This is a genomic window from Caballeronia sp. S22, assembly GCF_964261745.1.
In the GTDB taxonomy this organism is placed as follows: domain Bacteria; phylum Pseudomonadota; class Gammaproteobacteria; order Burkholderiales; family Burkholderiaceae; genus Caballeronia; species Caballeronia jiangsuensis.
Genome location: NZ_OZ180035.1, coordinates 2,466,541 through 2,484,237, shown reverse-complemented (window position 1 = coordinate 2,484,237; position 17,697 = coordinate 2,466,541). Strand labels below are relative to the sequence as shown.

Here is a 17,697-nt window from a genome sequence, read left to right as displayed (position 1 = left end):
TCTAAGCGGCTGGGCTTCAGCGCCGGGCCGCGATCATCGTCGTGCGGTTCGTCGCGACCAAGACACGACGATGCGCATGGCTGCTATCCCGACATAAGCAGTCGCTCAACGCAGTGGCGCCTATTGACCGAATTGGGTCGGCAACGGCCCGATCTGCTAGTTCTGATGTTGGAAGCGGAGGGTTGAACGAGCAACCGTCCGCGATTCCTCTGAACGACAGGCCCCTTCGGTTCACGACTACGTGAATCTCAACCGTCGAGATTGCTCAACTTTGAACCTTGTTCGCTCAACTCTCAACTCACCGCGTGGCAGTCCCCTCGCTCGGTCGGGCGAAACATTGAAAGGCGAAGAGGATGGACAAAGAGCGTAAGAGGTCAGATGAGCGCCTGGTCGCGGCGACGCTGAGTTGTGGTCGGCGGGCGGCTCAGGACCTCAATGCCATTGACCGTCGCGCCGCATTCGCGATTGGCGCCCATCAGTTTCTCGGCGGCCTCCGGCGTTCTCCGATAGGCCGCTCGAATCGACAAAGGCTCAATGTCTTATACGAGACGCGGGGTTTAGCTCTACTTCGGGCCGCGTTGCGGGGCTGCGGCGTAGTGGGCTAGCCACAAAAGAGCATAGCGGGAGAAAGACGGTGGTACGGTATCGGGCCGATTACCATCAGATTACGAGCTTGATTTCATCATAGCCGAATCGGTCACAATCCTCTAAGACGCGCGATCCCCGTGGGTTCAGCCGATAGCGGCCGGTTGCGGTGTCGTACGGCTCCGTCACCGTGCCGCACGTCACCCGGCAGATCCGACTTCCGGTCCCTCATCACGACTCGCGAAATGAGCCACCAGAGCGTCGATGAAGACCCTTACTTTCGCCGAAAGGCTGCGGTGGCTCGGATAAAGTGCATGCGCATCCACCATTGGCGTTGTCCAGCGCGGCAGCAGTCGAACCAGCCTGCCGTCGGCCACGGCGTCAGATGCGTGGAAATCCGGTAGGAGTCCGATGCCGATGCCAGCGATCAGCATCGTCTTCATGACTTCGGGCTCCGGGATGACGATGCCGGGTGGTACTTCGACCTCCCGAACGGTCCCGTTGGTGCCGCAGAATGCGAAGGCCTGCCTTCGATCGGCATGCGAAATCCATCGGTGATTCGCGAGGTCCTCGGGCCGCGCGATCTCGGCATGGTGTGCGAGATAGGCGGGGCTGGCACAAGGCCACAACGAGAACGTCGCGAGCCGTCGCGCTATCAGCTCGGAGTCTTGCAGCGGTCCGATGCGAATCACGACGTCCATCTGCTCGAGTTGGACGTCGATCGGCTTGTTGTTGACGGAGAGGACGACGCGGATGTCCGGATAACTGCGGACGAAGGTCGGCAGCATCGAGGCAAGCGGACCCGTAGCGAATGTGAAGGGCGCATCGACGTGCAAATCGCCGACCGGCACGCCCACCAAACCAGCCATGGCATTCTCGGCTTCACCCACCTCGTCGAGGATACGGCGAACGTGGCGCCTTAGGAGCAGGCCGGCGTCGGTGAGGCGAAGATGACGTGTGGAGCGTTCCACGAGCGCCATGCCCATGTTCTCCTCCAGGCGCACCAGCGACCGGCTCACCGACGACTTGGGCATCTTGAGGTGTCTCGCGGCGCCAGAAATGCTGCCCAGCTCAGCGATGTAAGAGAACACCGTAAGTTCGGTGATATCGAGCATGTCCTGGTCGTTCCAAAACTGGAACATCGAGTCTATCACTCCGGGACTAATCGGAGGGAGTGGAACGGGCTAGAGTGGGCCTCATCCCATCTGCGGAGGTTCCCCCATGAAGCAGGCCATCCTCGTCGCCGGTGCCACCGGCATGCTCGGCAGCCGGATCGCGCATCACTTATTAGAACGTGAAGACGCCATTGTTCGCTTGCTTTTCCGCCCAGGCCTAGAGGGGAAAAAGCGGCTCGCCGCAGATCAGTTCGCGGCCCGGGGTGCAGAAGTCGTCGAAGGCGACCTGGCCGATCACGCATCACTGGACAGGGCGTCACGGGGCGTGGACGTGATCATCTCGGCCGTGCAGGGTGGTACGGATGTGATCGTGGATGGCCAAGTCGCGCTTGCGAAAGCAGGAAAGCGCAACGGTGTGCGGCGCATTCTTCCTTCGGACTTCGGCCTCGATCTGTTCAAGGCAACGCCGGACGAGCACCCCGCGTTCAACGCCCGCGCCAGGGCCGACAAGGCTATCGAGGCGCTCGGGATCGAACACATCCACATGTTGCAGGGTGCGTTCATGAGCATGCTACAGCCGGGTTCTCCGTTGATTGATTACGACAAAGGGACAGTGACCTTCTGGGGCGACGGCAAGCAGCCGATCGAATTGACGACCGTGGAAGACACCGCCCGTATGACGGCGCGCGTCGCCCTCGATCGCGACGTGCCGAGCGGCAAATTTGCCTTTGCGGGCGATCGCCTGTCGTTCCAGCAGGTCGCCGATATCGCGGAAACGCAGACGGGCAAGCCGTTCAAGCGTCATTCCCTAGGCAACGAACAGCAGCTTCGCGGCACGATGAAAGAGATGGCGGTGAGTGATCCTGGGCAGGCGGTCATGTTGGCATACCAGCTCTACATGCTCAACGGGCAGACCTCGCTGGATGATCTCCAATCGGATCGCTATGCCGACTTGCGTTTGCAGAACTACACATCGTTCCTCACGGAGCAGCTTAGCGACTGAACTCACCTGCAGGAGAATCCGATGCCTGTCCGCATGAAGGCAATTCGATTCCACGAGTTCGGCGGGCCCGAGGTACTTCGGTACGAGGACGCCCCGAAGCCCGAGCTGAAGCCAGGCGAGGGTGCTGGTGCGCGTTTATGCCGTAGGCGTGAATCCACCCGATTGGTATCTGCGTGAAGGTAATAGGATGCCTCCTCCCGAATGGCGGCCACCAATCGCGTTGCCGGCCATTCAGGGGTCGGACATGCGTTGCTTCAGTTTAGGCGATGAATACGTTTTCACACGCCCTCGGCCATAAGGCGACGTTCGTCTTATGGCCGACTGTGTCAGAAGAACGTCCGCTTCGGGGTCTATACTCAGCCGATTGCAAACCGCGTTTCGCGCCGCTAGCGCGGATAATCTATCCTTACCGGACGTATAGCCTAAGAAGTAGCCATATTCCTTTCCCTATTTGCCGACGACTTCGAAATCAGGGAGCCTGAACGATTTGTTCATTAATGCCTCCGTCGGTCCGTAGAACCGTACCGTCGGAGCAGGACGCCGGCCAGCCGTCGGAATCCAGTTCGACTCCAGTCCTTTTGGCGCATGGGGGCCCACGTAAATTGTCACGCTCCCGTCGGCATTCAATTTCATCTTGTTCATCTCATACGAAGACAACGTGGTGCGCTCGCTGTTGCTGTAGATGTAAGTCCAGGTCGCATGGTCGTAGACAGTGACGGCCCAGAATTGCTTAGCAGGCATCGCGGCCGGAATCGTGATCTTGTAGTTCGTTTTTGCGTCGAGCAGCTTGCCGTTCTTGTCGGCCACGGCAACCATATACATCGTTCCAGGCGATTCGCTCAGCGTTTTGGGCATGTAGATGCACCAGAAGAAAGCCCTGGCCCGTCCCACGTAGTCAACTCGATCATCGTAGACATAGTCGAACTGCTTCTTTTCGTCGGGAAGCAATAGGGAAATGTAGTGGCGGTCGGGCCAGTAGAGAACCTCTTTGGGCGGATGATCGAAATAGGACTGGAGGCTGAACCATGCGTCGGCAGCGCCCTGACGCATCGCCCGAACCGTTTGGGCGTCGGGGTTGAAAGTCTTGCCTTTCTGGATTCCCAATGACGCAAGCATGCCCATCATTACTTTGTCTTCCGGCCTCACGGGTTCGACGTTGATGATGTCGGCGAGATCCTTGAAGAACCGCTCGTCATAAAACGGCAGTGTCGGATAGCGCCGATTGCCTGGGTCGACGAACCGCTGCTGTGGAGGGTTTGCAGCGTCCGCAAGATAGTACAGCCGCAGCCGGTGCGAGAAATTGAACGCATCGTCGACCGTTTTTCCGGCTTGTACTATCGAGCGGAACGCCAATGTGATTCGGTAGTTGGGCGAGGCAACGTGGATGTAGCCCTCAGGAATCGGTCCCGTGTAACCCGGCGGTGTGAACAAAAATTTGCCGCCCTTGCCCTGATCCAAGCCAGACGGGCCGACGTCGGCAATCGTAAATTGCCACGCGTCGACGACCTGTCCATACAGGCTACCGTCGGCTCCAGACGGCGGAATTTCCAGCACCACGGGTCCCTTGCGAAGGTCAGTAAATGCCGAGATATAGGGCGTCGAACTATTCCCAGTCACTACTTCGAGGTTCGGCGTCGCCGGCTTCGAATACGCGAGGATATCGTTGTCTTTCAAACCGAGATCTTCTGCGCCAGCAGGACGAAAGCGGTAAATCTCCACAGCAGGCAAAGCCCAATTTACCGCTTCGAATGCGCGCTGTCGTAGTGTCTGATAGTCAAGGTTTGCAGATGGCTGACTGCCCGCCGCTGGCTGGCCACCAAGCGGCTCTTTACCATCCTGCGCACCGACAGTGCCGGACGCGAGAGCAAGCAGGCAAACCGCTGCAGCCATAAGGCTTCGTTTTGTCATTTTCATCATGAGTTGATACCGTCTCGAATCAAAGGACCGCACTTAGGACAGGATGCACGCGCGAAGCCATTGTTGCAGCGCAACGTAAAGCGTTGCTCAGAGCCGCTGGCTGTTTTCAATACTAACGTAACGTGATTGCTGCTCGCACCGCTTAGTGTCGCCCCCGCCGGAGTAAGATGCGATAGGAGTCGGGGCAGTCTGATTGTCCTTTGGTGAAACATCCGTCCCTTAAACGACGCCACGCTCAGCTGGATATCGAATCCAGTGGCTTGAAACCCAACACAGTTCCTCGCGAGCACTGTGAATGGCCGCAACGAGTCTAGGAACTGTCGTATCCACACGATCGGCGGCTCCGCTCGGTCGGCGCAGCGGGGCCATTGGCGGTTCACGGTTCGACAGCAGGACCCAATGCCGGCTCGTTTGCCTAGACCCCACGTCGATAAAACGGCTATTGAGAACCTGAGAGGTTATCTAAACAGGCGCGCGTTTGGAGGTGAGTTTGATTTCCGCGCACATTTCCGGTTAGCGGGATTTAGACCAGGCGCGGCTTTCCCTTGTGGCCCCATTTAAGAAATTCGTCAAATCTAAACACTTGCTGTCTATGGCTTTGGGCGCCACATACGCTTGAAGGTAGGCACGGCGTCGTCAGCCGCCCAAACGGGGAGACGTCGGTCCCAGAGCGGCGGCGATCGCAGAACGGCGCTGACCAAGCTGTAGTTCTGGCAATGAATCGGATTTGAACGGCTCGGCGACATCGGTTGCGTCCAGTGGCGCGCATCGTGTCGTCCCGAGTCGACAGCGGCGTCGATCAGACCGTCACCCCTCACGGCTTCGGCGGAGCCGATCGCAAGATCGCGACAGAGTCGGAGAGGGGGCGGCCGTGGCCGCACAGCTTCATGCATTGCTCGCGACGTCGACGTGGCTAGCTCAAGATGGGCGCCCGGGATTGATTGTCTTCGCGGAGTCTAAAACCCATCCAGCTCAACTGCACGTCGGTAATCGTAGTTCTGGCCGTGGCGGTAGGTCTTTCTGTGCAGACAAAACGAGTGCCAAAACATGTCATGCATGACATATTCACCATGATTGACATTAATATCAGTTTGCGCTTTAATGTCTCATAACGGCGGCGCGAACGAGCAGGGTCCGGCAAGATCCACGCCCTGCTTGAGAGGTGCAGTCCGGAGGCGGTAGCAGCAAGTTCTTTGTAACCTGTAACCGGTGCCATGAAGCGGGAACGCCTAACACGCGCGCAGCGTAAAGAGCAAACGAGGGAACGGCTGCTTGACGCCGCCGAGCGAGTGTTCGTCCGCAAGGGATTGGCTGCGACGAGCGTGGACGATATATCGGACGAGGCCGGATACACCCGCGGCGCGTTCTACTTTAACTTTGACAGCAAGGCTGAAGTGCTCATCGAGTTGTTGCGGCGGGACAGCGAGCGGACTTGTTCGAATATACAGGCGATCACGAAGGAGGGCGGCGCGCCCGATGAAGTGAAGGAACGTGCTACCGCCTATTTCACCGATGCTATCAGACCCGATTCGTTCAGCCTTTGGGCAGAAGGTTCGCTTCTAGCATCGAGGGATGGTGCGTATCGAGATCCCATCAATGCGTTGCGAAACCGGAGATTAGCTGCCACGAGTGAGTGCATTCGGAGCATACGGGCAGCCAATCAAGCCAAATTGTCGCACGGACAGGCAGAGGCACTGGCGCTTGGAATGGCGAGTATCAGCGATGGCCTTATGTTCTTCAAAATGAGTAACGGGCAAAACATGAGCGGCGAGGGCGTGATCAATGTCGCTGTCGCCTTTATATCGTGGGTACTTGGGCACGGCCCCAAATACGAAGACGATAAATAACTGAACGCCTGCCCAGAGTTGGAGCGCCCCCCGGGCCCAATTCGACCGCTGGAAAGCCTGACATCCACGAGCGAAATAAGGCCCGCCAACGAAGTCGTCTCAATCGGTAGGCATCCTAGTATTCGAAGTCCTAGCGAAGCTAGACAGAGCCGCATAAATATGCAGCCCATGTTGAACGAGGGTGAAATGTGTAGGGAAAGAAGAGATGTACCAACTGCTGTCCTTGACGACGACATGAAGGCCTCAATGCCAGGGCGATCAAGAAGAGGTCCTATCGAGACTGCGCATCCCGCATCGGCATTCAAATGGGCCTGGTTACACTCTGCCGATTCATAAGACTGGATGGATTGCCACAGCCGTTTTCCCGAGCAATCTTTCTAGGTTACGCGTATTCGGTAGTGCGGCTATTGCCTAACGAGGTCTGCGTTTTTTGATCAGTACGGCTTGGACGACGCACGAGCATTCAACTGGGTTACCGGTGACCTACATAGTAAGTCGGTTAAGCGAAGCGGCCTTAGTTTTTCAAATGCAAGTTGATCGAGCAAATTGAGTGCTCTGCCATACTCAAGGAAATTCGCTTATGAATTGCGCCGCTGATGCGTGGAGCGTGACGGTCTCACGGCTCGAAGATCCGTTGTCCGAGCGTCTTGCGGAACGCATGTTACGTCGTTGCTATGCCTCGCGAGGGGGAGTCCATATCGAGTCGCTCACGGTCCGGGTGCTGGACAAGCCGACCGTTCAAACATTAGTTGTATCGTGGTGCGATGCGCGTTTTGGCCGCCATGGCTATGAGATATGGCGTACGGGCGTGACGCAAAAGGGGGGCGCTGCGTAGCGACTGGTCGACGGATAAAAGCCGGGGAGACGGTGTACAAACCGCGAAAAGCGAAGCAAAGAGCGGTTAATGCCGACGCGATGATCTGCACGGGCATATGGAATATCGAGCCAATTGGGACCTAGAGCACTGCAAGTTGGTGCTCTACCATGCATATGCGTTTCGTAATCAGCCTGTCCACCAGTATTTAATCGTACCTAGCACGGAGGTTGTCATGAAGAAGCAGTCTATCAAAAGGGTTAGTAACGAGAAAGCCGACAACGCCCATCGGATCGTGCAGGAAGCGCTTCGCAGTGCTGCTACGGCGGCCACTACCAATGGCGCCATCGACCTGCTTGGCGAGGCGTTAGTGAAACTCGATCGCCTGCTTGCCGTAAAGGGTGGGTCGGGTTGGAAATCCTTTGGGCGCTTCGCTGCTTAATTTAAGCGTTACAAAGCGATTCAGAGGATTTGGAAGCGCATTTAACAGACCTTCCCGCCCAATGGACATTTTCGCCATTCGACATCGCGTGTTTTTCGTACCCCGAGATGCGTCGACCGGTTGAGCCGCCCAATACATGACTGCACCATTTTCAAGCGAAGAAACGCAACCAGCTAGCACCCGGATGAGAGTATCTTTGACTACCTACCATCGCCAGTCGTTATTTTGGGGCGCCGTAGCCTTGTTGGCCGGTGTTTTGCTATGGGTATTGCGTCCTGTTCTAACACCGTTTCTCCTCGGTGGAATCATTGCATACGTTTTGCAGCCGGGCGTGGAGTGGCTGGTCCGACATCGCACGCCCAGGGGCCTCGCCGCCCTGCTCATGATCTCTCTGATCGCATTGCTTATCGCGTTGTTCACATTGTTAGTATTTATTGTCTTTCAAAAGGAAGGACCTGAGCTTGCGAGGCAGCTTCCTTCAATGGTGCAGAAACTCGACGCCGTGCTGAGACCGCGGATGGCTTTCCTGGGAATTGACTACTCGGTCAATCTGGCGAATATCCGCGAGCCATTAACCGCACGCTTATCAGCGAGCGAGCAAGGCGCTGCCCCCTCGGCTTGGCAGTATTTGCGCACAAGCGGCAGCCTGATGGTCAACGTGGCTGGCAATGTGGTGCTCGTGCCCCTCGTTCTTTTCTACTTGCTCTACGACCGGCATGAGGCGTTCGAGCGGCTAGAGAGCTTTGTGCCGCGACGCTGGCTCGCGAAAACACGGGATTTCACTGCGGAGATCGATCAGATGATGTCGCAGTATCTGCGCGGGCAACTGCTCGTCGTCGGAATACTCGCGCTGTTTTATCCCGTTGCGCTAAGGATCGCCGGGTTGGACGTCGCACTACCCGTCGGTCTTCTTACGGGGCTTGCCGTGTTCATCCCTTACATCGGGTTTGCGACCGCGCTGGCATTGGCGCTTCTGGCTGCGTTTCTGCAATTCGGAAACTGGTATGGGTTCGGAACGGTGATTGTCGTGTATGGAGTCGGTCAAATCTTGGAGAGCGTCGTTCTTACGCCCAGGCTCGTCGGTGAGCGCATCGGCCTGCATCCGCTTGCCGTCATCTTCTCGTTACTTGCTTTTGGCGAGCTGTTTGGTTTCTTTGGCGTTCTGCTCGCATTGCCTGCCAGCGCGGTGTTCGCTTCTGCTTTGCGGGAACTGCGACGCCGTTATCTGATGAGCGCATTTTACCGGACCCGAACATACGAAGATCACGGACGGTAGTGCAGAAATTCTGCAATGGCCCGGGCGACGCTATTCCCCGGCAAAGCGCTCACCACCGAGATCGACGGGGGAGTCGCATCCCCTTCACAGCCAACGCAAACATCGCGGCACGCTTTGTGGCTCGCGCCGCCTCTACTCACGCGGTCGCCTCCCGGTGTGATTGCGGCAAGGGACCCCGGGCGATCTTCTCCGCTTCGATACATGGAAGGCCGAACGCCTGCAAGACGATGGCCGCCGTACTCTCGGCGAATTTTTCCTGTCTGGATCGCAACACCTTTCTCGTGCGAACTGTGCGTGTGGAAGACGCAGAAGGGTAAAGCTCAGCGGCTATTCCCGCGAGAATAGTCCCGATCACGGAAATCACGCAAATCAATACGTCTGCGACTATGAAGCGTCTTTCGGAAATCCCTCTTAAGGTATCTCGCAGCAGCCTTTGACCCAGCCCCATGCTTAACGCACGCGTAGAGAGACCTTCGCGTATCAGCAGTTGTCCCCAAACCGGTTCGCGATAGGCGCGCAAAAGCGTATGGCGTACTGACATGGCGATCACTTCGGCAGGGTCAGACAACCCGCTTGCCAGATGATCTAGCGCGGTCGCGAATTCCTCGAATAGCCATTCAACGAGCGCGGTGAAAATGCCTTCCTTCGACTTGAAGTAGTTATAGAAAGACCCGAATCCCACGTCGGCGGCATCGGTGATGTCGTTGATCGTCACGCTTTCCATTCCTTTTTTTGCCACCAGTACGAACGCAGCGTCGAGCAACCGGATGCGAGTTTCGCGTTTGCGTCTGGCAAGGCGTGGCGACCCTGCCGGGATTACGGCAGGGCCTTGAGCCGGCGCCTCGGCTACCGGTCGGCGGCGCCTGCGGGCTATTGGCAAGTCGGACATGTTGCCTCCTAATTTTGTTAGATTTTAGATTTAAGCGTCATGGTTGACAACAATATCAGAAATGGGTCTAATGTCACCTATGCGGAGGATCTGCGGAACACAGGCGCCAGCAGGACTGAAAGTGGGCGGATGCGGCGCAAACGTCTTTGAGGCGCTGTAGACACTGGACCTCACGCGGAAACCGTCCAAAGAGCGCATGGACATCGGCAAACCCGCCGATCAGATGCCGCCGATCCGCAGCGTTCCGCATGCGATCTCTCCCCGAACGCGGGGCTTCGCTGAGTTCGAGTTGTGGTAGCGAGTCAGCGACGCATCAGAGGCTTTCCTGTTTTCGTGCTGCTGGCGAGGCCTGCTCTCGCAGCCACGGCAACTCCCGTCAGCGCTGTTGGCATTTCTACCTGGACTCATCACCTGCCTTGTGAACATCGTGAAACTTTCCGGACCCGTCGCGCTAAAACGGGCGCGCTCTCTATTACCCGTCTTGTTCCGGTCGACGCACCGATTACCCGTTGTCATCGCGGCGTGCAGCGCAATCCTTCTTTCGGCATGCCACCAGCGTGAAGCCGTCGTGGCGGAAGCCAAACCGGTTGTTGCCCTTGCGGTTCATCCGGATGCGAACAAGGCGAGCGCCTCGTTGCCAGCGCAAGTACAGGCCCGTTACTCCACACCCCTGTCGTTTCGCGTGGGCGGCAAAATCATCGAGCGACGAGTGCGGATCGGCGATTCGGTCAAGGCCGGGCAGACGGTTGCGTTACTTGATCCAACCGATCTGCGTAACAACCTTGCCAACGCAAGAGCGCAGCTGGATGCCGCAGAGCATCGGCTCAGCTTCGCCAAGCAGCAGCTTGACCGTGATCAGGCGCAGGCGCACGCGAACCTGATCGCCGCTGCGCAACAAGAGCAGACTCAGGATGCCTATGCGACGGCTCTAGCGCAGCGCGATTCGGCGCGAGCCCAGATGGCGCTCGCAATCGATCAACTGCGCTACGCGACGCTGACAGCTGACCATGACGGTGTAGTCACATCGGAGGATGCCGATACCGGACAGAACATGCAGGCCACGCAGGCGGTGTATCACGTTGATTGGACCGGCGACGTCGACATCGTCTGCGACGCGCCGGAAAGGGCATTGAACTCGTTGACGATCGGGGCGCGCGCGCGCGTCACATTGCCGGCCCTGCCTGGCAGAACGCTCGAAGCGCGGGTGCGTGAGGTGTCGCCCGCGGCCGATCCCGAAAGCCGCACATGGCGGGTGAGGTTGACGTTGGCTGCACCGAGTCCCGAAGTGCGTCTTGGCATGACGGCCAATATTGCGTTCGACGTGGCAGCCGATGGTGCTACGGGCGAGCCGTTCACACTGCCGGTGACTGCGCTCTTTCACAAGGACGAGAATCCGGCCGTCTGGGTCGTGCGTAACGGCAGCAATACGCTCGAGCTGCGCTCGGTCACGATCGAGCGATATGACGAGCGCACGGTCTCGGTGAGTTCGGGCCTGCATGACGGCGACCGGGTCATTCTGCAAGGCGTGCATGCCGTGAGTTCAGGGCAACAGGTGCAGGTGGTGCCCCCGCTTCATCAGGAAAACTTCCCGACATGAACGCGCGCGACCATGAAAGCGCGCGCGCAAGCGCGCCCGTGAATGCTTCTGATAATGCCACCGCTGGCGGAACCGGTTTCAATCTGTCTGCCTGGGCGTTGCGGCATCAGCAGCTTGTGATCTTTCTGATCGGTCTGATGACGCTCTTTGGTGTGATCGGTTATACCCAGCTAGCACAATCGGAAGATCCGCCGTTCACCTTTCGGACGATGGTGATCAAGACCTACTGGCCAGGTGCGACCTCCCGCGATGTGCAGGAACAGATCACGGACCGGATCGGCCGCCAACTGCAGGCGGCGCCCTATGTGGACAACATCAAGAGCTACTCGCGCCCCGGCGAGTCGATGATCTTCTTCGCGATGAAGGACTCGGCGCCTGTCAAGGAAGTCCCCGAAACCTGGTATCAGGTTCGAAAGAAGGTGGGCGACATCCGGGCAACGCTTCCGAAAGGCGCGGTGGGGCCATTCTTTAACGACGAGTTCGGCGACGTCTACACGAACATCTACGCGCTCGAAGGCGACGGCTTTACGCCCGCGCAACTGCATGACTATGCAGACAAGCTGCGTACCGTCCTGCTGCGCGTGCCTGGTGTGGCAAAGGTTGAATACTTCGGCGATCCCGATCAGCACATCTTTGTCGAGATTTCGAATGCTCAGCTGACGCGACTGTCGATCACGCCGCAGCAGCTCGCCCAGGCCATCGATGCACAGAACACGGTTGCACCCGTGGGCACCATCACGACGGCGGATGACCGTGTGTTTGTGCGGCCGACCGGCGCGTTCAAGGACGAGCGAGCGCTCGCGGACATGTTAATCACGGTCAACAAGCGTGCGTTCCGCCTCGGCGACATCGCGACGATCAAACGTGGTTACGATGATCCGCCCGTCACGCAGATGCGCGTGGGCGGGCAGGCGGTACTCGGCATTGGTGTGACGATGCAAAAGGGCGGCGACGTAATCAATCTCGGCAAGGCACTCGACGCTAGGACGGTCGAATTGCAGGCCTCGTTGCCGGCGGGTCTGAAACTCGCTCCCGTCTCGAGCATGCCGCACGCGGTCAAGCATTCGGTAGACGACTTCGTCGAGGCGGTTGGCGAAGCAGTGGCGATCGTGCTGGTTGTCAGCCTCATCTCGCTGGGGCTGCGAACGGGCATGGTCGTCGTCATCACGATCCCGATCGTCCTGGCCGTGACGGCGCTGTGCATGCATTTGTTTGGCATTGGATTGGACAAGGTATCGCTTGGCACGCTCGTGCTCGCGTTGGGGCTGCTCGTTGACGACGCGATCATTGCCGTCGAAATGATGGCGGTGAAGCTTGAGCAGGGTTGGAGCCGCGTGCGCGCGGCGGCCTTCGCGTACACGAGTACGGCATTCCCGATGCTGACGGGCACGCTTGTGACGGTCTCGGGCTTCCTCCCGATCGCGCTCGCGAAATCGAGCACGGGCGAGTACACGCGCTCGATCTTCGAAGTGTCGGCCATTTCGCTCGTCGTCTCGTGGTTCGCAGCCGTCGTGCTGGTGCCGTTGCTGGGGTTTCACCTGCTCCCGGAGCGCAAGGATCATGCGAGCGGTGGCCACGACCATGAGCACGACGTCTACAACACGGGCTTCTATCGGCGCCTGTCGGGCTGGGTCGCGTCGTGTATTGACCGACGCTGGCTCGTGCTCGGGGTCACCGCCGCGCTCTTCGTCATCGCTATGGGAGCGTTCACGCGGGTCCCGCAGCAATTCTTCCCGAACTCCGAGCGCCCGGAACTGCTCGTCGACATCAGGCTGCCGGAAGGTGCTTCGTTCGAGGCGACATTACGTGAATCAAAGCGTTTTGAGAAAATTCTCGATGGTAAGCCCGGGATCGACCACTTCGTCGACTTCGTCGGCACGGGCGCGCCGCGCTTCTATCTCCCGCTCGACCAGCAGCTTCAGCAGCCTAATTTCGCGCAGTTCATCGTCACGGCCAAAGACGTGGAGACGCGCGAGGCGTTGATGCACTGGCTCGACGCGAAACTGGAAAAGGACTTTTCTGGCGTGCGCACACGCGTCGCGCGCCTCGAAAACGGGCCGCCTGTGGGTTTCCCGATCAAGTTCCGCGTGAGCGGCGATGATATCGCAACGGTGCGCTCGCTCGCGGACACCGTTGCGCAGAAGGTCCGTGCCGACTCACGGACGCGCAATGTCCAGTTCGACTGGGACGAGCCAGCCGAGCGTTCAGTCTCGTTCGAGATCGATCAGAACAGGGCCCGCCAGCTTGGCGTCACATCGGAGGACGTGTCCAGCTTCCTCGCCATGACGTTGTCCGGCTATACGGTTACGCAGTATCGCGAGCGCGACAAGCTCATCAATGTTGACCTACGTGCGCCCAAGAGCGAGCGCGTCGACCCCGCGAAGCTGACGAGCCTCGCCATCCCGACACCGAACGGCGCGGTGCCGCTCGGCTCGCTCGGGCACGTGCGCAACACGTTGGAATACGGCGTGATCTGGGAGCGCGATCGCCAGCCGACCATCACCGTGCAGGCGGACGTGCGCGGCGACGCACAGGGCATCGACGTCACGCGCGACATCGAGCACGCACTTACCGCTGTGCGTTCGAAGCTGCCTGTCGGATATCGGATCGAGGTGGGCGGTGCGGTCGAAGAGAGCGTGAAGGGCCAGACGTCGATCAACGCGGAAATGCCGCTGATGATCATCGCCGTGCTGACGCTGCTGATGATCCAGCTGAAGAACTTCGCGCGCACGTTTATCGTCGTGCTGACGGCGCCGCTGGGGCTTATTGGGGTGGTGGCTGCACTGCTGCTGTTTGGTAAACCGTTTGGGTTCGTTGCGCTGCTCGGCGTGATTGCGATGTTCGGCATCATCATGCGCAACTCCGTGATTCTGGTCGACCAGATCGATCAGGACATCGCGGCGGGGCACGCACGCTATGACGCCATTATTGGCGCAACGGTGCGACGCTTCAGGCCCATCATGCTGACGGCCGCCGCTGCCGTGCTCGCCCTGATCCCGCTGCTTCGCTCCGGCTTCTTTGGACCCATGGCGACTGCACTGATGGGCGGCATCACCATCGCCACAATGCTGACGGTGTTCTTTTTGCCAGCGCTCTACGCGACGTGCTTCAGGGTGCGTTGTGACGAGCGCAGTGCGCAACCGGTCGTCGTCGAGCATACGGAGGCTTGACCATGAGTTTTACGTACAAAACATCCGTGGCGGCTGTGGTCGCGGCACTCGCTGTGACGGCTTGCTCGTTCGGGCCGAGCGGTGAGCCTCCGGCCACGCCGTCGCCCCCGCACTATGGCGCCCAGGCGCAGCCGTCGAAGACCGTGGGTGCGGATGGCGTCGCGCAAACATTCGATGTCGGCGCAACTGCCGCTCCGCAATGGTGGCATCTTTACCGTTCTGACGGCCTCGATGCCCTCGTCGACGAAGGCTTGCGCAACAGTCCGACGCTCGCGGCGACGCAGCGCACGCTTGCGGCGGCACAAGAGGAACTTCGCGCGCAGGTGGGCGCATCGACGCTGCCGTCCATCGACGGCGCCGTGCAGGTCGAGCGCGCGCGTTCGCCCGTCGTTCCGGGGCTTGGCCCTGAGCAGGTGCAATACAACTTCTTTGCCGGGCAACTGCTCGCGCATTACACGTTCGACCTGTTCGGCCAGACGCGGTATATGAATTCGGCGAGCGCGGCCCGTTTGAACGTGCAGGTGTTTGAACTGGAGGCATCGCGTCGTGCGCTTGCCGCGAACATCGTCGGCAGCGCGATCAATGTGGCGGCGCTCGACCGGCAGATCGCGCTCACCGAACGTCTCGTTGCGGTGTCCGGCGATGTCGCAAACGAGGACCAGCAGCGCTACACGTTGGGCTCGGTCTCGCGCGCACAGGCGCTCGCGTCGAAACAGGACGCCGCTGCCATCGCGGCGACGTTGCCGGGGCTGCGCCAGCAACGCGCGTCGGCCGTGCATGCGCTGGCGGTGCTGATGGGCCGCACGCCGGACAACGCCCCGAGCGTCCCAGACCTCGACAGCCTGTCGCTGCCCGAGCACGTGCCGGTTGCCGTGCCCTCGGACCTGCTGCGCTCGCGTCCGGACATCCAGGCGGCCGACGCGGCCGTCAAGGCTGCGGCCGCAGACGTAGGCGCTGCAACGGCGCAACTCTTTCCGAGCCTGTCGCTCACAGGCTCGATGGGTCGCGGCGGCTTTAGTTGGCCGACCGTGCTCTCAGGCGCAGGTGGCCTGTGGGCTATCGGCGCGGGACTGTCGCAGCCGATCTTCCATGGCGGTGCGCTATTCGCGCAGCGCCGTGCGTCGATCGATGCCTACGACGCCGCCATGCTTCACTACCGCTCGGCGGTGCTCTCTGCGTTCCAGGACGTGGCGAATTCACTCGCCGCGCTGGATAACGACGCGCAGACGCTTGCTTCGACGGAAGTGGCTGCGGACGCCGCGCGCGCGGCATTCGACGATACCGCCTCGCGGTACCGCATGGGCTCGCTATCTTCGGCGGCCACGCACGTCAGCGAGTCGCGGTACCTCAATTCAAAGATCGGCGCAGTGCGCGCAACCGGCCAGCGCATGAGCGACACAGCGGCATTGTTCCAGGCGATGGGCGAGCTTCCCGCGCCTCAGCAGACGGCTGCGTCAACGAAGACTTCAGCGCAATGACGGTGTTGTTGAACGTGCGAGGGCGATCTGTCCGGATCGGATCGCCTTCGCCGTTCAGCCCGAACCAGACGATAGGCGTTTGGAACATACAACGATAGACGCTCGCTGCGGAAAACGCGTCATGCGGTGTTTGGTCCCCGAGTGAATGGTGCCCGGATTTTTGCTTTATCCCGTATGGAATATCAGAGACTGATTGCCTGCCACGAATGCGATCTGCTGTTTCGCAAGCCTTCGAATGCCAGAGGGCGCCACGCTGCCTGTTCACGCTGCGGTGCGAGCCTGACAGCGCTGCCCGGTTCCGGCCTGCCGCTTGACTCGATCTGCGCCTTAACGCTCGGCGCGTTGATCACTTTCTGCATAACGCAGACTTTCCCCGTGATCGTACTGCGCGCGAACGGCATGATGTCCGAGGCGACGCTGTTTGGCGCCGTGCGCTTCTTATGGTCGGGCAACATGCGTGCCGTCGCTGCCATGGTGTTCTGCTCATCGATCCTCTTTCCGCTGATTGAACTGCTCGCATTGTTATATCTGCTGGTGCCGCTTCGCCTGGGCAAACTGCCGCCGCGTTTCAGTTCAATGTTGCGTCTCATACAGGTTGTCCGACCGTGGGGCATGGTCGAGGTGTTCATGCTCGGTGTGCTGGTGACGATCGTAAAGATGGTGAGCATGGCAGAGGTGATCCCAGGGCCGGGATTGTTCGCATTGGGTGCGCTCACCGTCATGCTGGGGGTTGTCACCTCATTTGACCCATGCAAGCTGTGGGCTGTCCGCGACGAGATCAGGTCTCCTCGAATGGCGGGCGCTCGCTGGTCGAGAGTGAGGACGGGCGGTCGGCACTTCATACGGCCATTGCGAGCGCGCAAAGCTGGTTCGTCGCCGGATATCACGGCACAACGCGTTGGGCTTGTTTGCTGTCATGCGTGTGGGCTCGTTCAGACCCGTATCGAGCATCAGATGCACCAGCGCTGCTCGCGATGCCGACACATGCTGCACGAACGCCGGCCGGACAGCCTGACTCGAACGGTCAGTCTGCTCCTTGCCGCTGTGCTTGCCTACATCCCGGCGAACCTTCTGCCCATCATGCACGCCTCAATGCTGGGCCGCTCGGAAGACGACACGATCCTTGGAGGCGTCGCGTACTTCTGGACGTCGGGAGACTGGCCGCTTGCCGTCGTCGTCTTTGTCGCCAGTGTTCTCGTGCCGATGCTCAAGCTGGTGGTCCTCACGCTTCTCGCCGTAGGCGCTCGTCGCGGTTCCGGGTGGCGGCCTCGGGAAAGGGCAGGTCTGTACCGGATAGTCGAGCGTATTGGCCGATGGTCGATGCTTGATGTCTTCGTCGTCGCGCTGACGGTCACACTGGTGCAATTTGGCTCCTTTGCCGTCATCACTGCGGGCCCGGCCGCGCTTGCTTTTGCAGCGGTGGTGGTTCTCACCATGCTCGCGTCGCATCAGTTCGATCCGCGTCTCATCTGGGACAACGCCGGACAGCGTATCCGCCCCAGCCATGAACGATGAAGCGCCGGCCGCTTTCTTCGCGACAACCCACCGGGAATTCTGAAACAGA

The 17,697-nt window shown here is 59.6% G+C and carries 12 protein-coding genes; 9 read left to right on the top strand and 3 right to left on the bottom strand.

The features are described from left to right. Positions 1–785: 785 nt before the first annotated feature. A complete protein-coding gene (locus ACEN42_RS11675; protein WP_371880014.1) occupies positions 786–1,727 on the bottom strand; it encodes a LysR family transcriptional regulator in 942 nt (313 codons plus the stop codon). A gap of 79 nt (positions 1,728–1,806) precedes the next feature. Between ACEN42_RS11675 and ACEN42_RS11670 the strand changes: the two genes are divergently transcribed. Further along, a complete protein-coding gene (locus ACEN42_RS11670) occupies positions 1,807–2,703 on the top strand; it encodes an NmrA family NAD(P)-binding protein (protein ID WP_371880013.1) in 897 nt (298 codons plus the stop codon). A 447-nt stretch (positions 2,704–3,150) separates the two neighbouring features. Here the strand turns inward: ACEN42_RS11670 and ACEN42_RS11665 are convergent, their stop codons facing one another. Further along, positions 3,151–4,620, bottom strand: a complete 1,470-nt coding sequence (locus ACEN42_RS11665; protein ID WP_371880012.1) for a DUF1254 domain-containing protein — start codon at positions 4,618–4,620, stop codon at positions 3,151–3,153. Between the two features lie 1,214 nt (positions 4,621–5,834). On the opposite strand from ACEN42_RS11665, the gene ACEN42_RS11660 reads away from it, so the two are divergent. The 4 genes from ACEN42_RS11660 (at position 5,835) to ACEN42_RS11645 (ending at position 8,999) form a co-directional block, all read left to right on the top strand. Next, positions 5,835–6,467, top strand: a complete 633-nt coding sequence (locus ACEN42_RS11660) for a TetR/AcrR family transcriptional regulator (protein ID WP_371880011.1) — start codon at positions 5,835–5,837, stop codon at positions 6,465–6,467. 795 nt (positions 6,468–7,262) lie between these two features. Continuing rightward, positions 7,263–7,427: a DUF3331 domain-containing protein gene (locus ACEN42_RS11655; protein ID WP_371880010.1), complete on the top strand. Its 165-nt coding sequence runs from the start codon at positions 7,263–7,265 to the stop codon at positions 7,425–7,427. A gap of 89 nt (positions 7,428–7,516) precedes the next feature. Further along, positions 7,517–7,723 carry a hypothetical protein gene (locus ACEN42_RS11650; RefSeq protein ID WP_371880009.1) on the top strand — a complete coding sequence of 69 codons (207 nt, stop codon included), beginning with the start codon at positions 7,517–7,519 and terminating at the stop codon, positions 7,721–7,723. 136 nt (positions 7,724–7,859) lie between these two features. Next, the gene (locus tag ACEN42_RS11645) at positions 7,860–8,999 is read left to right on the top strand and encodes an AI-2E family transporter (protein WP_371880008.1); all 1,140 of its coding nucleotides are present in this window, start codon (positions 7,860–7,862) and stop codon (positions 8,997–8,999) included. A 136-nt stretch (positions 9,000–9,135) separates the two neighbouring features. Here ACEN42_RS11645 and ACEN42_RS11640 read toward each other — a convergent pair whose 3' ends face one another. Then, the gene (locus tag ACEN42_RS11640; RefSeq protein ID WP_371880007.1) at positions 9,136–9,888 is read right to left on the bottom strand and encodes a TetR/AcrR family transcriptional regulator; all 753 of its coding nucleotides are present in this window, start codon (positions 9,886–9,888) and stop codon (positions 9,136–9,138) included. Positions 9,889–10,306: 418 nt separating this feature from the next. Here ACEN42_RS11640 and ACEN42_RS11635 point away from each other — a divergent pair, with 418 nt between their 5' ends. From ACEN42_RS11635 to ACEN42_RS11620, 4 genes are all read left to right on the top strand, one after another. Next, positions 10,307–11,485, top strand: coding sequence for an efflux RND transporter periplasmic adaptor subunit (locus ACEN42_RS11635; RefSeq protein ID WP_371880006.1), 1,179 nt, complete (start codon positions 10,307–10,309; stop codon positions 11,483–11,485). Then, the gene (locus ACEN42_RS11630; protein WP_371880005.1) at positions 11,482–14,655 is read left to right on the top strand and encodes an efflux RND transporter permease subunit; all 3,174 of its coding nucleotides are present in this window, start codon (positions 11,482–11,484) and stop codon (positions 14,653–14,655) included. The genes ACEN42_RS11635 and ACEN42_RS11630 overlap by 4 nt, the downstream gene beginning before the upstream one ends. A 2-nt stretch (positions 14,656–14,657) precedes the next feature. Further along, complete coding sequence (locus tag ACEN42_RS11625; protein ID WP_371880004.1) at positions 14,658–16,133, top strand: efflux transporter outer membrane subunit; 1,476 nt, start codon at positions 14,658–14,660, stop codon at positions 16,131–16,133. A gap of 174 nt (positions 16,134–16,307) precedes the next feature. Further along, positions 16,308–17,648 carry a paraquat-inducible protein A gene (locus ACEN42_RS11620; RefSeq protein ID WP_371880003.1) on the top strand — a complete coding sequence of 447 codons (1,341 nt, stop codon included), beginning with the start codon at positions 16,308–16,310 and terminating at the stop codon, positions 17,646–17,648. Positions 17,649–17,697 lie beyond the last annotated feature (49 nt).

Excerpts from the sequence above, each read along its gene's own strand:
- ACEN42_RS11655 (WP_371880010.1), top strand. The coding sequence starts at position 7,263 with ATGGCGTACGGGCGTGACGCAAAAGGGGGGCGCTGCGTAGCGACTGGT.
- ACEN42_RS11670 (WP_371880013.1), top strand. The coding sequence starts at position 1,807 with ATGAAGCAGGCCATCCTCGTCGCCGGTGCCACCGGCATGCTCGGCAGC.
- ACEN42_RS11675 (WP_371880014.1), bottom strand. The coding sequence starts at position 1,727 with ATGTTCCAGTTTTGGAACGACCAGGACATGCTCGATATCACCGAACTT.
- ACEN42_RS11660 (WP_371880011.1), top strand. The coding sequence starts at position 5,835 with ATGAAGCGGGAACGCCTAACACGCGCGCAGCGTAAAGAGCAAACGAGG.
- ACEN42_RS11630 (WP_371880005.1), top strand. The coding sequence starts at position 11,482 with ATGAACGCGCGCGACCATGAAAGCGCGCGCGCAAGCGCGCCCGTGAAT.
- ACEN42_RS11640 (WP_371880007.1), bottom strand. The coding sequence starts at position 9,888 with ATGTCCGACTTGCCAATAGCCCGCAGGCGCCGCCGACCGGTAGCCGAG.
- ACEN42_RS11645 (WP_371880008.1), top strand. The coding sequence starts at position 7,860 with ATGACTGCACCATTTTCAAGCGAAGAAACGCAACCAGCTAGCACCCGG.
- ACEN42_RS11625 (WP_371880004.1), top strand. The coding sequence starts at position 14,658 with ATGAGTTTTACGTACAAAACATCCGTGGCGGCTGTGGTCGCGGCACTC.
- ACEN42_RS11650 (WP_371880009.1), top strand. The coding sequence starts at position 7,517 with ATGAAGAAGCAGTCTATCAAAAGGGTTAGTAACGAGAAAGCCGACAAC.
- ACEN42_RS11620 (WP_371880003.1), top strand. The coding sequence starts at position 16,308 with ATGGAATATCAGAGACTGATTGCCTGCCACGAATGCGATCTGCTGTTT.
- ACEN42_RS11665 (WP_371880012.1), bottom strand. The coding sequence starts at position 4,620 with ATGATGAAAATGACAAAACGAAGCCTTATGGCTGCAGCGGTTTGCCTG.